This window comes from Intestinimonas massiliensis (ex Afouda et al. 2020), from assembly GCF_900626285.1.
Classification (GTDB): domain Bacteria; phylum Bacillota; class Clostridia; order Oscillospirales; family Oscillospiraceae; genus Flavonifractor; species Flavonifractor massiliensis_A.
Map to the genome: position 1 here is coordinate 86,742 of NZ_LR131148.1, position 13,030 is coordinate 99,771.

The following is a 13,030-nucleotide window of genomic DNA, read 5'->3' on the forward strand; positions in this document are numbered from 1 at the left end:
CTGCGAAAACAGCCCCCGCCGACCCTCGCGCCCCCGCCCACCCCCCCCCCGCGCACCCCCCCCCCCCCCACACACCCCCCCCCCGCCCGGAACCCCCCCCCCCCCCCCCGGAACCCCCCCGCCGCGAAAAGACCCCCCCCCCCGCCCGCCCCCGCCGCCGCGGAAGGCCCCGCCGCTGTGGAAGCCGCCGCCGCCCATGGGCGGCGGCGGCTTCCACAGCGGCGGGGCCTTCCGCGGCGGCGGTGCCGGACGGGGTGGCAGTTCTTTCCGCGGCGGTGGTTTCCGCGGCGGCGGAGGAGGTTTCCGCGGCGGCGGCGGTTTCCGTGGAGGCGGCGGCTTCCGCGGCGGCGGTGCCGGACGCCGGTAACAGCATGACATGCGTCCCGGAGGGGTCTTTCCTCCGGGACGTTTTTTTCTCCGTGACATCAAACCGACACAACTGAGTGCTATCCTGAGAGCGAAGGGAGGGAAGGGAAATGGAGGAGCGGGTGCTGCTGGCCGAGGACGAGGAACGGATGCGCACCATCGTCCGGGATTATTTTCAGGCCCACGGGGTGGCCTGCGACCTGGCGAAGGACGGGGCGGAGGCCCTGGAGCTGCTGCGGCAGCGGGACTACGATGCGGTGCTGCTGGACGTGCTCATGCCGGAGGCCGACGGCTTCGCGGTGTGCCGGACCGTGCGGGCCCACAGCCGGGTGCCCATCCTGTTCCTCACCGCCCTGGGGGAGGAGCGGGACATGCTCCGGGGCTACGAGCTGGGGGCGGACGACTATGTGACCAAGCCTTTCTCCCTTGCGGTGCTGCTGGCCAAGACGAAAGCCCTGATCCGCCGCAGCCGGGGAGAGGACGGCGAGAAACTCACCTGCGGGGCCATCACCCTGGAACCCGTCCTGCGGCGGTGTACCGTGGCCGGGGCGGCGGTGGAGCTCTCTCCCCGGGACTATGCCCTGCTGCTCTGCCTGATGCGCAATCAGGGCCAGGTGCTCAGTCGGGGGCAGCTGCTGGACAAGGTGTGGGGCATCGACTTTGACGGCGGCGAGCGGGCGGTGGACGTAGGCATCAAGCGCCTGCGGGCCGCGTTGGGCCCGGCGGGGAGCCAGATCAAGACGGTGTTCAAGGCGGGTTATCGAATGGAGGGCGGCTGACATGGCGGAGAAGCGGCTGTTTTTCAAGTGTCTGGCAGGGAAACTGGCGATCTTTCTGCTGCTGTGGGGGGCGGTGATGGCCCCTCTGCTCTGGATCAACTGCCGGTGGGCCCAGCAGGATGCGCTGACGCAGCAATACCGGCTTTCCAACAGCATTCTGATGGGGCAGACCTCCTTCAGCTGGAGTTCAGAACAAAAGGACTGGATCTCCTGCTGGCTGACGGTCAGCGGCTGTGAGGACCTGAAGGCTTACGGCGGGCAGGGCTTTGCCCGCCTGTACGATGACGACGGCCAGCGGCTGGGCCAGAGCCAGCTGCTGACGGCGGCCGCCACACTGTACAGCGAGGACAATCCGTCCGAAGCTATCTCCTGCCATATGCTCCTGGACCAGACCATGACGGACGAGCAGCTGGTGGCAGCCGCCCGGCTCCTGAACCGCCGGGGAACGGGGTACTACCAGGAGCGCATCGGGAGGGAGGTCACCATCGGCAGCGAATCGGAGGCGGTGGGCTGGCTGGAGGACAATGTGTTCTATGTCCGAAAGCTGACTCTCCAGCTGGGGGAGGAGCAGGTGGTGCTGGCGGACGCGGACATCGACCTCTTTCCCGGCCGGGAGCCGGAGACCTGCCGGATCGGCTGGGTGGAATTCTCCTCCCCCCTGACGGGCAGGGGCGGGCCGGAGAAGCGGCTGGAGCAGTACCGGGAGATGGAGGCGGAGGTAGACGATCTGGAAGCGGCCAATCCGGGATGGGCGAAAGAGTATATGCCCACGGTCATCTTGCCGGAGGACCGTGACAGCTCCAACGCCTATCTGTACAAGACTGCCTTTCGGGCGATGGCTGTCAGCTATCGCCTGCCCTCCCTCTACGCCCTGGCCGGTCTGGGCCCTGTGATCCTGCTGACCCTGGGGGCGGCGGCAGCTCTGGCCGTCCTGACGGCCTGGCTGGAGTACCGGACCATCCGGCGGGAGCGGGCCTTCACCCGGGCGGCGGCCCATGAGCTGAAGACCCCCCTGGCCATCCTTCGGGCCCACGCCGAATCCCTGAGGGAGGACATCGATCCGGCCAAGCGGGAGGAGTACCTGGACGTGGTGCTCTCCGAGACCGACCGGATGGCCGCCCTCACCGCCGCCCTGCTGGACCTGGCCCGGCTGGAGCGGGGGGAGGCCCTGAACCGGGAGCCGGTGGAGCTGTCCGCCCTGGTGAAAGAGGTCTTTGACCGGCTGGCCCTGCCCCTGGAGCGGAAGAGGATCACCCTGAAGCTGGACCTGTCCCCGGTGTGGACGGAGGGGGACCGGGCCCGGCTGGAGAGCGCGGCGGCCAACCTGGCCTCCAACGCCCTGCGCCACTGCACCCCCGGCGGGGCCATTACCGTGAAGGTAGGCAAGGAGGGCCGGTGGGCGGTGCTGACGGTGGACAACGACGGGGACAACATCCCGGAGCGGGAGCTGCGCCGGATCTGGCAGCCCTTCTACCGGAGCGACCAGAGCCGCAGCCGGGATACCGGCGGCACCGGCCTGGGCCTGGCCATCGTGAAGGCGGCCATGAAGGCCCACGGAGGGGAGTGTTCCGCCTCCAACCGGGCGGGCGGCGTTATATTCCGGGTGTCGCTCCCCAGCTTGCAAAGCGCCCAGTGATGTGGTATGATACCCTCACGAGAATCAGATTGTGAGGGATCTTTATGAAATTTAACCGACCGGAGGCGAAGTACCGGGCCAGACTGGCCATGCGTGGGGCCTATCCCCACCCCATGCTGGTGACACTGGTATACATCCTGCTTACCGGCGTGCTGACCAGCGTTATCATGTATTTTGTATCCAACCCCTTTTCGCTGGCATACTGGTACCTGATAGATGGGGAGGATCCCCAACGAGTTCTGCATTACATCTTTACACCCCAGCGGGTGGGTGTCTATCTGCTGATGGAGCTGCTGATCACCCTCTACCAGTGGGTGATGCAGTTCGGATATACCGCCTATGCTCTGGGGCTGGCCCGGCGGACGGGACCGGGCTACCGCACCCTGCTGGAGGGCTTCTCCCACCTGGGCAAGGCCCTGCTGGTCAGCTTCCTGACCGCTCTGTTTACCAGCCTGTGGGGCCTGCTGCTTATGCTGCCCGGTATCGTGGTACTCACCGTTGGGGCTGCGGTGGAGAGCTCCGGCCTGGTGTTCCTGGGTGTCCTGCTGCTTCTGGCCGGCACGGTGGTGGATGTGGCCATCTCCTACCGCTACCGCCTGGCCACCTACTTCCTGCTGGATCGTCCCGACATGGGGGCGCTGGCCTCCATTACCGCCAGCAAGCAGGCCATGCGGGGCCACAAGCTGGAGATGTTCTGCCTGGACTTCTCCTTCTTCTGGTGGTGGATCCTCTCCGCGTTTACCCTGGGTATCCTGAGCCTGTGGGTGGGCCCCTACGCCTGGGCCAGCGAGGCAAACTTCTACCACTGGGTGGTATACGGGTCCTTCCCCAATGACCAGCCCGGCTTCCAGGACTCCGGCTACCAGGGCTCCTCCTATCAGAGCCCCTACGACGACAACAAGCCGAACTTCTGAGCAAACAAACACCGGCCTGCCGCATCTGCGGCAGGCCGGTGTTTTTGCTTGTCTTATTCCAGAACGGCGCCTCTGGCGGCGGAGGTGACCAGCTTGGCGTACCGGGCCAGATAGCCGGTCTTGACCTTGGGCTCGGGGCACACCCACTTGGCACGGCGCTCAGCCAGGGTGGCCTCATCCACGTTCAGGGTGATGGAGCAGCTGGGAATGTCGATGGAGATGATGTCCCCCTCCTCCACGAAGGCGATGGGGCCGCCCTGAGCGGCCTCGGGGCAGACGTGGCCGATGGAGGCGCCCCGGGTGGCGCCGGAGAACCGGCCGTCGGTGATGAGGGCCACGCTCTCGCCCAGGCCCATGCCGCAGATGGCGGAGGTGGGGTTGAGCATCTCCCGCATGCCGGGGCCGCCCTTGGGGCCCTCGTACCGGATGACCACCACGTCGCCGGAGACGATCTTGCCCTCATAGATGGCGGCGATAGCCTCATCCTCGCTGTCGAACACCCGGGCGGGGCCGGTGTGGGTCATCATCTCGGGGGCCACGGCGGAGCGCTTCACCACGCAGCCCTCGGGGGCCAGGTTGCCCTTGAGCACCGCGATGCCGCCGTCCTGGGAGTAGGGGTTCTCGATGGGCCGGATCAGCTCCGGGTTCCGGTTGACCACACCCTCCAGGTTCTCGCCCAGGGTCTTGCCGGTGCAGGTGAGCACGCTGGTGTCCAGCAGGTTCTTCTTGGTCAGCTCCTTCATGACGGCGTACACGCCGCCGGCGCCCTCCAGGTCCTCCATGTAGGTGTCCCCGGCAGGGGCCAGGTGGCACAGGTTGGGGGTCTTGGAGGAAATCTCGTTGGACATGTCCAGATCCAGCTCGATGCCGCACTCGTGGGCGATGGCGGGCAGGTGGAGCATGGTGTTGGTGGAGCAGCCCAGGGCCATGTCCACCGTCTCGGCGTTGTGGAAGGCGGCGGGGGTCATGATGTCCCGGGGCTTGATGCCCTTCTTCACCAGCTCCATGATCTGCATACCGGCATGCTTGGCCAGCCGCAGCCGGGCGGACCACACGGCGGGGATGGTGCCGTTGCCCCGCAGGCCCATGCCGATGGCCTCGGTGAGGCAGTTCATGGAGTTGGCGGTGTACATGCCGGAGCAGGAGCCGCAGGTGGGGCAGGCGTTGACCTCATAGTCCTCCACGCCCTCCTCGTCCAGCTTGCCCGCCTTGTAGGCGCCCACCGCCTCGAACATGTGGCTCAGGCAGGAGCGGCGGCCGTCGGCCAGGCGGCCGGCCAGCATGGGACCGCCGGAGCAGAAGATGGTGGGGATGTTGACACGGGCGGCGGCCATCAGCAGGCCGGGCACGTTCTTGTCACAGTTGGGGATCATCACCAGGCCGTCGAACTGATGGGCCATGGCCATGGCCTCGGTGGAATCGGCGATCAGGTCCCGGGTCACCAGGGAGTATTTCATGCCGATGTGGCCCATGGCGATGCCGTCGCACACGGCGATGGCGGGAAACTCCACCGGAGTGCCTCCGGCGGCCCGAACGCCGGCCTTGACGGCCTCAGCGATCTTGTCCAGGTTCATATGTCCGGGCACGATCTCATTGTAGGAGCATACCACTCCGATGAGGGGGCGCTCCAGCTCCTCCTTGGTGTAGCCCAGAGCGTAAAACAGGGAGCGGTTGGGGGCACGCTCCACCCCTTTTGTTACATTGTCGCTGCGCATGGCAAACCCTCCTTGCGGTTTCTGTCTGTTTCATCCTATCGGAAGAAAACCGGAATGTCAAGTTTGCTCTTATTATAGCGCAGTGCCGGGAGAAAAGAATGATAGCTATGATACAATCTCCCAAAAACAGCGGGTACCGGTCAGGGCTTCAGCTGCAGGACATCCACCCAGTCCCCGTCGGTCAGGGGAATGTGCAGCCTGTCCAGCTGAACCTGAAGTTCGGCTTCTGTATAGGGCCCGTCCACCGTTCCGGAGGACACCGTCACCAGGTAGCAGACGCTCTCTTCCTCCGGACTGTTCCGCTCCGGCTTTTGCCGGGCCAGGATATAGTCCTCGTTCCAGGCCACGGCGCAGACGTAGGGCCCCACCACAGAGTCGGCGATGTTGTCGCCGGTGCGCTCCACAAGGGCGATCTCACTGGCGTTGAGCCGCCAGATTTCATAGTTTCCCGGCAGGCCGGTGAAGGCCCAGTCGCCCGCCCCCGCGCAGGAGCAGAAAAGCACTGCCGCCAGCAGGGCCGGGAGAACCAGGAGCAGAGAATGTTTTTTCATAAAAAACCTCCTTCCATCAGCAGTCCAGACAAAAATAGGCCAGCTGACAGCTCTGGGGATCGTAGACGGCCAGGGTGCAGTTGAGTGGGAAATCCAGGCTGTGTCCGGCCGGGGAGCGGTCCTGATACCAGTACCAGCCTTGGGTAGGGACCGTGTAGCTCAGTCCGTCGTCGGCCAGCTGAGAGAGAATAGAGTCCAGCACGCTGGCGGACAGATCATCCAGAGGCAGGGCCTGCCAATCAGCCCGCCCGGCCAGCTCCTCCGCCAGCATTGCTCCGTTCTCCGGGGTGAAGGCCAGGACGACACAGGAGGTTCCGTCCCCGTGAAACCCCCCGTGGGTGTCGATGTCGGTGATGACGTCTCCCTCCGGCAGGGATAGGTCCAGAGCCTGGGATACCTCTTTGACCGGCGAGGCGGTACAGGACGCCAGCAGAAGCACCGGCAGGAGCAGCAGCAGTCGTTTCAGCATGGGCAGAGCCCCCTTTCTGCCCTACAGGATAGCACAGAACATATTATAAATCAATTAAATTTTATTGAAAAACAATATTTTAAGAAAAATGTAAGGGCCCCGGACAGCTCCGGGGCCCTGTGCATGTACGATGTGTAATCAGTTGGAAGCGGTGTCCAGATCCTTGTCGCCGCCCCAGATCATGTTCTTGCGCAGCTCCTCGCCCACGATCTCCATCTGGTGCTTCTTTAGGTTGGCACGCTTGGAGTTGAAGAAGGTGCGGCCGTTCTTGTTCTCGGCGATCCACTTGCCGGCGAAGGTGCCGTCCTGGATGTCGTCCAGCACCTTGCGCATGTTCTTCTTGGTCTCCTCGTAGGGGAGGACGCGGGGACCGGAGACATACTCGCCGTACTCAGCGGTGTCGGAGATGGAGTAGTTCATGGCAGCCACGCCGCCCTTGTTGATCAGGTCCACGATCAGCTTCATCTCGTGGATGCACTCGAAGTAAGCGTTCTCGGGCTCGTAGCCGGCTTCCACCAGGGTCTCGAAGCCGCACTTCATCAGGTCCACAACGCCGCCGCACAGCACGCACTGCTCGCCGAACAGGTCGGTCTCGGTCTCGTCGTGGAAGGTGGTCTCCATCACGCCGGCCCGGGCGCCGCCGATACCGGCGATGTAGGCCAGAGCGATCTTATAGGCGTTGCCGGTGGCGTTCTGCTCCACGGCCACCAGGCAGGGCACGCCCTTGCCGTTGACGTAGGTGGAACGGACGGTGTGGCCGGGACCCTTGGGGGCGGCCATGAACACGTCCACGCCGGCGGGAGGAACGATCTGCTGATAGCGGATGTTGAAGCCGTGGGCGAAAGCCAGAGCCTTGCCTTCGGTCATGTAGGGGGCGATGTCCTTCTTATAGACGTCGGCCTGGACCTCGTCGTTGATGAGGATCATCACGATGTCGCCCCACTTGGCGGCCTCGGGGATGGTCTTGACGGTGAGGCCGGCCTTCTCGGCGTTGGCCCAGTTCTTGGAGCCCTCACGCAGGCCGACGCAGACGTCGCAGCCGGAATCCTTCAGGTTGAGGGCGTGGGCGTGGCCCTGGGAGCCGTAGCCGATAATCGCGATCTTCTTACCGTTCAGGTAGGACAGGTCACAGTCCTTCTCATAATACATCTTAGCCATACTCTTTGCACTCCTTTATCATAAGCTGTGGATCTTTGTCCCCGATGATAGCACAGCGGGGCAGAAAAGAATGATAAGTGTGATACAATCTCAAAAAAGATTTCCCGGTGAACTCACAGGAAGTTTTTCCCCAGATTAAATTCTGCTTGCTCTTTCGTCTCGTCCCCAATGGTATAGGCGCCTCTCTCCAGGGCCACCATGCCGGTGCGTACCAGCTCCAGGATGCCGAAGGCCTCCAGCAGCTTCTGCATGGCCTCGGCCTTGGTCTCGTCGCCGATGAGGGCCAGGGTGAGGGACTTGAGGGACACGTCGATGATGGAAGCCCGGAAGATGTTGGCGATCTGGATGACCTCGTTGCGGATGTCATGGGTCTCGGCCTTCACCTTGAACATGACCAGTTCCCGGCGGATGGACCGCTCAGGCAGCAGCTCCTGCACGGAGTAGACGGGGAACTGCTTGCGCAGCTGGTTCATGATCTGCTCGATCATGGGCGCGTCGGCCATGACCTCGATGGTGATACGGGACACGGCAGGGTCGTCGGTGGTGCCCACGGCCAGGGACTCGATGTTGTAGCCCTTCCGGGAGAACAGCCGGGAGACCTGGCTCAGCACGCCGGCGGAGTTTTCCACCAGCACCGAGAGGGTGCGGCGGGTGACATTGGGTTCATTCATGTTCCACGCCCTCCTTTAATCCAAGATGAAGTCGGTGACCGGAGTACCGGCGGAGACCATGGGATGGACCATGGCGTCCTTGTCGATGGCGCACTCGATCACGTAGGGCTTGCCGGAGGCCACCGCCCGGCGGAAGGCGGCCTCAAATTCCGGCTGGGTGGCGGCGCGCTCACCCTGGATGCCGTAGGCCTCCGCCAGCTTGACGAAGTCGGGGCCCCGGTCCAGGTCGGTCTGGGAGAACCGCTTGTTGTAGATCAGGTTCTGCCACTGGCGGACCATGCCCAGGGTGCGGTTGTTGAAGATGACGGTGATCACCGGGATGTTGTAGTGCTCCACGGTGCACAGCTCATGGCAGTTCATGCGGAAGCAGCCGTCGCCGGTGCACTGGACCACCACCTTGCCCGGGTTGCCCACGGCGGCGCCCATGGCGGCCCCCAGGCCGAAGCCCATGGTGCCGAAGCCGCCGGAGGTGATGAACTGGCCGGGGCGGGAGAAGTGGTAGTACTGGGCGCACCACATCTGGTGCTGGCCCACGTCGGTGGCGATGATGGCGTCCCCGTCGGTGACGGCCTGGATGGTTTCCAGGATCTCGTGGGGGTGGAGGATGCTGTCCTTCTTCAGGGGGACCTCCTTCTGGGAAAAGACCCACTCCTTCCACTCGGGGTAGTCGTGGGCGGGCAGCTTGGCGTTGAGCAGCTCCAGCACCCGGCGGGCGTCGCCGATGATGTGGTGGTCGGTGACCACGTTCTTGTCGATCTCCGCCCGGTCGATGTCGATGTGGACGATCTTGGCGTTGGGGGCGAAGGTGGCGGGATCGGTGGCCACCCGGTCGGAGAACCGGCAGCCGATGGCGATGAGCAGGTCGCACTGGTCGCTGGCGTAGTTGGAGGCGTGGGAGCCGTGCATGCCGATCATGCCGGTGAACAGGGGGTGGTTGCCCGGGCAGGCGCCGCCGCCCATGATGGTGGAGGCCACCGGGGCGTTGAGGGTCTCGATGAACTTGCGGAACTCGGGCACCGCGCCCTTGGAGCGGATCACGCCGCCGCCTACCAGCACCAGGGGCCGGCGGGCTTCCTCGATCATGTCCAGCAGGGTCTGGATGTCGCCGGCGTCGGGCTCGGGGGCCTTCAGGTCGTGGCTGGCCCGGCGGAGCATGGCGCCCAGCCGGCCGTGGTTGGCGTGCTCGGACAGGGGAAGCCGCTCATAGTCGGCCTCAGCGGCGGTGACGTTCTTGGCGATGTCCACCAGTACCGGGCCGGGCCGGCCGGACCGGGCGATGGCAAAGGCCTCCCGGATCACGTCGGCCAGCTGGTTGGGGTCCTTCACCAGGTAGTTGCACTTGGTGATGGGCATGGTGATGCCGGTGATATCCACCTCCTGGAAGGAGTCCTTGCCGATCAGGTTCTCGCTGACGTTGCAGGTGATGAACACCACGGGGGAGGAATCGTAGTAGGCGGTGGCGATGCCGGTGGTCAGGTTGGTGGCGCCGGGGCCGGAGGTGGCGAAGCACACGCCCACCTTGCCGGTGGCACGGGCGTAGCCGTCGGCGGCGTGAGAGGCGCCCTGCTCGTGGGCGGTGAGGATGTGGCGGATCTTCTCCTTATAGCCGTGGAGCTCAAACTCGTCATATACATTTAATATAGTACCGCCGGGGTAGCCGAATACGGTGTCCACCCCCTGTTCCAGCAGGCACTCCATCAGGATCTGGGCTGTTTTCATTCTCATGGGTTGGATAGACCTCCTTTGGATGGGATAAAAAACATGGCGGCTTCGTCCCTTCTAGGGCGAAGCCGCCATGCGCTCCGTGGTACCACCTAACTTCGCGGGCCTGGCCCGCGCGCTCTTGCCCCGATAACGGAGGGGGACCGTCCCCGCCTACCCATCTGTTCGGCGGGGCTGCTCCCGGGTGACCTTCCGGAACGGCCTCACGGGAGCTTACACCAGCCGCTCCCTCTCTGCGCTTGTGTACCGTCCGTACTGTCCCGGTCATTGCCTTTGGCCTTCGTGACATACACGAAATGTAGATTTACAAAATATGATAGCGTTCCCCAACCTGTTTGTCAATCCAATCCCGTTCAGTTTTTGAACTTCTCCATTTTAAACAAGTAAAGTGAGCGGCGGGGGAGAAAAAATCTCCGATCACGTCAAAAAGTAAACTTCACAGTCTAGCGCATATGGGCGGCTTTTTATGGCTTTAAAAGGTTAAATTAAAAATAAAACTAGAAAGTTTAAATAAAAAAGACAGAAAAATGTTAGATTTGGCTAGACAATTTCGAGTGATTGCGATATGATTATTCTGTTTGAAATACCGGTCAAACGACTCAGAAAAATGACCCGTGTGTGGGTCAGATTTGCGAGGTGGACCTATGAAGCAAAGCTTTTACGGCGGCGTGCACCCCCATGACCGGAAGGAGCTGGCACGCCACAAGGAGATAGCGCAGCTGAGCGCGCCTCCCAAGCAGGTGGTCATCGCCATGTCCATGCACATCGGCGCCCCCTGCAAGCCCATCGTTGCGGTGGGCGACCATGTCAAGGTGGGCCAGAAGATCGGCGAGGTTGCCGGTCTGGGTGCCCCCATCCACGCCTCTGTGTCCGGCGAGGTGAAGGCCATCGAGCCCCGTCCCTATGTGGGCGGCGGCAAGATGATGTCGGTGGTGATCGAGAACGACTTCCAGGATACCTGGGGGAGCGAGCTTGAGCCCCATCCTGACTACTCCAAGCTGAGCACCGACGAGATCGTCAACATCGTGAAGGAAGCCGGCATCACCGGTATGGGCGGCGCCGGATTCCCCACCCATGCGAAGATCAGCTCGGGCATCGGCAAGGTGGACACCATCATCCTCAACGGCGCCGAGTGTGAGCCCTACATCACCGCTGACCACCGCCTCATGCTGGAGCAGGGCGAGCGGGTCATCGGCGGCGCCCGCATCCTGATGCAGGCCTTCGGCCTGAAGAGCGCCACCATCGGCGTGGAGGCCAACAAGGAGGATGCCATTGAGCATCTGAAGGCTCTGGTGGGCGGCAAGGGCGACGTGATCGTGGAGAGCCTGCGCACCCGGTACCCCCAGGGCGCTGAGAAGCAGCTGATCCAGCGGATCACCGGTCGGGAGGTGCCTCCCGGAGGACTGCCCGCCCATGTGGGCTGCGCGGTGTTCAACGTGGGCACTGCCGCCGCGGTGTATGACGCCGTGGTGTCCGGCAAGCCTGTGACCCACCGTGTGATCACTGTCACCGGCGACGCCATCCAGGAGCCCAAGAACCTGCTGGTTCCCCTGGGCACCTCCTTCCAGTACCTGATCGACGAGGCCAAGGGCTTCAAGGAAGAGCCTGACCGCGTCCTCACCGGCGGCCCCATGATGGGTATCGCCCAGTACAACCTGGACGTGACCTGCATCAAGGGCACCAACGCGGTGCTCTGCCTCACCAAGCACGAGGCCGCTCCCGTTGTGGAGGAAGAGGTCTGCCTGCGCTGCGCCCGCTGCGTCAACGTCTGCCCCATGCACCTGACCCCTGTGTACATGCATCTGTACGCCGAGAAGGGCATGTGGAAAGAGGCGGAGGCGCTCAACGTCATGGACTGCATCGAGTGCGGTTCCTGCAACTACATCTGCCCCGCCCGCATCCACCTGGTCCAGTCCTTCCGCGTGACCAAGGGTGAGCTGCGCAACCTGGCGGCCAAAGAGAAAGCGGCAAAGGAGGCGGCCAAAGCATGAACGAAGAGAAAAAGCTGAATCTGACGGTGGCTTCGTCTCCCCACGTGGCCTCCCCCATTGATACCCAGAACCTGATGCGGGACGTGCTGATCGCCCTGGTGCCCGCTCTGGTGTTCGGTGTGGTGTTCTTCGGCCCCCGTGCCCTGGTCGCCACCATCATTTCCGTGGTGGCCTGCGAGTTCTTCGAGTGGGCCTACCGCAAGCTGATGCACAAATCCTGCTCCAACGGAGACCTGTCCGCCGCCGTTACCGGTGTGCTGCTGGCCTTCGTGTGCGCGCCCACCCTGCCCTACTGGATGCTGATCATCGGCGACTTCTTCGCCATCGTGGTGGTCAAGCAGCTGTTCGGCGGCCTGGGCCAGAACTTCATGAACCCCGCCCTGGGCGGCCGTGCCTTCCTGATGCTGTGCTACCCCGTGGCCATGACCACCTGGATCGTGCCCGGCATCGGCACTGACAAGTGGGCCGGTCTGCTCTCCGGCTCCGTCACCATGACCGGCGCCGACGTGGTGACCGGCGCCACTCCTCTGGGTGCCGACTTCATGCACAAGGGCCTGCTGCCCGACGCCTCCATCCTGGATGCTTTCGTGGGCAATGTGGGCGGCTGTATCGGTGAGATCTCCGCCCTGGCTCTGCTGGCGGGCGGCCTGTACCTCATTGCCCGGGGCGTGATCCGGGCCCGCATCCCCGTGGCCTACATCGCCACCGTGGCTGTACTTACCTTTATCTTCCCCAAGGGCGACGCCGACCGCCTGACCTGGATGGCCTATCAGCTGTTCTCCGGCGGCCTGTTCCTGGGCGCCTTCTTCATGGCCACCGACTATGTCACCAGCCCCGTCACCAAGAAGGGCGAGATCATCTTCGGCATCGGCTGCGGCCTGCTGACCGTGTTCATCCGCTACTTCGGCGGCTATCCCGAGGGCGTGAGCTACTCCATCCTGATCATGAACTGCTGCGTGTGGCTCATCGACAAGGTGGGCAAGCCCAACCGTTACGGCGTGACCAAGGAAATGAGGGCTGCCGCCAAGGCGGCCAAGAAAGCCGGGAAGGAGGGCTAA

The 13,030-nt window shown here is 63.7% G+C and carries 11 protein-coding genes and 1 other annotated feature; of the genes, 5 read left to right on the forward strand and 6 right to left on the reverse strand.

The annotated features are described in order from the left end of the window. The first annotated feature begins 476 nt into the window (after positions 1-476). From E0E41_RS16300 to E0E41_RS16310, 3 genes are read left to right on the forward strand one after another with little or no spacing between them, the layout of a single operon-like run. Complete coding sequence (locus E0E41_RS16300; protein ID WP_130870952.1) at positions 477-1,145, forward strand: response regulator transcription factor; 669 nt, start codon at positions 477-479, stop codon at positions 1,143-1,145. 1 nt (position 1,146) lies between these two features. Continuing rightward, positions 1,147-2,781, forward strand: coding sequence for a sensor histidine kinase (locus E0E41_RS19190; RefSeq protein ID WP_130870953.1), 1,635 nt, complete (start codon positions 1,147-1,149; stop codon positions 2,779-2,781). A 44-nt stretch (positions 2,782-2,825) separates the two neighbouring features. Further along, the gene (locus E0E41_RS16310; RefSeq protein ID WP_130870954.1) at positions 2,826-3,695 is read left to right on the forward strand and encodes a DUF975 family protein; all 870 of its coding nucleotides are present in this window, start codon (positions 2,826-2,828) and stop codon (positions 3,693-3,695) included. Positions 3,696-3,748: 53 nt separating this feature from the next. On the opposite strand, the gene ilvD is transcribed toward E0E41_RS16310, so the two are convergent. From ilvD to ilvB, 6 genes are all read right to left on the reverse strand, one after another. Next, complete coding sequence (gene ilvD, locus E0E41_RS16315; protein ID WP_130870955.1) at positions 3,749-5,410, reverse strand: dihydroxy-acid dehydratase; 1,662 nt, start codon at positions 5,408-5,410, stop codon at positions 3,749-3,751. A gap of 140 nt (positions 5,411-5,550) precedes the next feature. Then, a complete protein-coding gene (locus E0E41_RS16320) occupies positions 5,551-5,961 on the reverse strand; it encodes a DUF3997 domain-containing protein (RefSeq protein WP_130870956.1) in 411 nt (136 codons plus the stop codon). Between the two features lie 16 nt (positions 5,962-5,977). Further along, positions 5,978-6,430, reverse strand: coding sequence for a hypothetical protein (locus E0E41_RS16325; RefSeq protein WP_130870957.1), 453 nt, complete (start codon positions 6,428-6,430; stop codon positions 5,978-5,980). Between the two features lie 138 nt (positions 6,431-6,568). Beyond that, the gene (gene ilvC / locus E0E41_RS16330; RefSeq protein ID WP_130870958.1) at positions 6,569-7,588 is read right to left on the reverse strand and encodes a ketol-acid reductoisomerase; all 1,020 of its coding nucleotides are present in this window, start codon (positions 7,586-7,588) and stop codon (positions 6,569-6,571) included. 113 nt (positions 7,589-7,701) lie between these two features. Beyond that, on the reverse strand, positions 7,702-8,259 hold the full coding sequence (gene ilvN, locus E0E41_RS16335; protein ID WP_130870959.1) for an acetolactate synthase small subunit: 558 nt from the start codon (positions 8,257-8,259) through the stop codon (positions 7,702-7,704). 15 nt (positions 8,260-8,274) lie between these two features. Beyond that, the gene (gene ilvB / locus E0E41_RS16340; RefSeq protein WP_130870960.1) at positions 8,275-9,984 is read right to left on the reverse strand and encodes a biosynthetic-type acetolactate synthase large subunit; all 1,710 of its coding nucleotides are present in this window, start codon (positions 9,982-9,984) and stop codon (positions 8,275-8,277) included. Between the two features lie 52 nt (positions 9,985-10,036). Next, positions 10,037-10,258: a binding site (T-box leader), on the reverse strand. 367 nt (positions 10,259-10,625) lie between these two features. On the opposite strand from ilvB, the gene rsxC reads away from it, so the two are divergent. Together rsxC and E0E41_RS16350 are read left to right on the forward strand one after the other, a co-directional pair. After that, the gene (rsxC, locus tag E0E41_RS16345) at positions 10,626-11,972 is read left to right on the forward strand and encodes an electron transport complex subunit RsxC (protein WP_130870961.1); all 1,347 of its coding nucleotides are present in this window, start codon (positions 10,626-10,628) and stop codon (positions 11,970-11,972) included. Then, on the forward strand, positions 11,969-13,030 hold the full coding sequence (locus tag E0E41_RS16350) for an RnfABCDGE type electron transport complex subunit D (RefSeq protein WP_130870962.1): 1,062 nt from the start codon (positions 11,969-11,971) through the stop codon (positions 13,028-13,030). The genes rsxC and E0E41_RS16350 overlap by 4 nt, the downstream gene beginning before the upstream one ends.

Excerpts from the sequence above, each read along its gene's own strand:
- E0E41_RS16300 (WP_130870952.1), top strand. The coding sequence starts at position 477 with ATGGAGGAGCGGGTGCTGCTGGCCGAGGACGAGGAACGGATGCGCACC.
- E0E41_RS19190 (WP_130870953.1), top strand. The coding sequence starts at position 1,147 with ATGGCGGAGAAGCGGCTGTTTTTCAAGTGTCTGGCAGGGAAACTGGCG.
- E0E41_RS16310 (WP_130870954.1), top strand. The coding sequence starts at position 2,826 with ATGAAATTTAACCGACCGGAGGCGAAGTACCGGGCCAGACTGGCCATG.
- ilvD (WP_130870955.1), bottom strand. The coding sequence starts at position 5,410 with ATGCGCAGCGACAATGTAACAAAAGGGGTGGAGCGTGCCCCCAACCGC.
- E0E41_RS16320 (WP_130870956.1), bottom strand. The coding sequence starts at position 5,961 with ATGAAAAAACATTCTCTGCTCCTGGTTCTCCCGGCCCTGCTGGCGGCA.
- E0E41_RS16325 (WP_130870957.1), bottom strand. The coding sequence starts at position 6,430 with ATGCTGAAACGACTGCTGCTGCTCCTGCCGGTGCTTCTGCTGGCGTCC.
- ilvC (WP_130870958.1), bottom strand. The coding sequence starts at position 7,588 with ATGGCTAAGATGTATTATGAGAAGGACTGTGACCTGTCCTACCTGAAC.
- ilvN (WP_130870959.1), bottom strand. The coding sequence starts at position 8,259 with ATGAATGAACCCAATGTCACCCGCCGCACCCTCTCGGTGCTGGTGGAA.
- ilvB (WP_130870960.1), bottom strand. The coding sequence starts at position 9,984 with ATGAGAATGAAAACAGCCCAGATCCTGATGGAGTGCCTGCTGGAACAG.
- rsxC (WP_130870961.1), top strand. The coding sequence starts at position 10,626 with ATGAAGCAAAGCTTTTACGGCGGCGTGCACCCCCATGACCGGAAGGAG.
- E0E41_RS16350 (WP_130870962.1), top strand. The coding sequence starts at position 11,969 with ATGAACGAAGAGAAAAAGCTGAATCTGACGGTGGCTTCGTCTCCCCAC.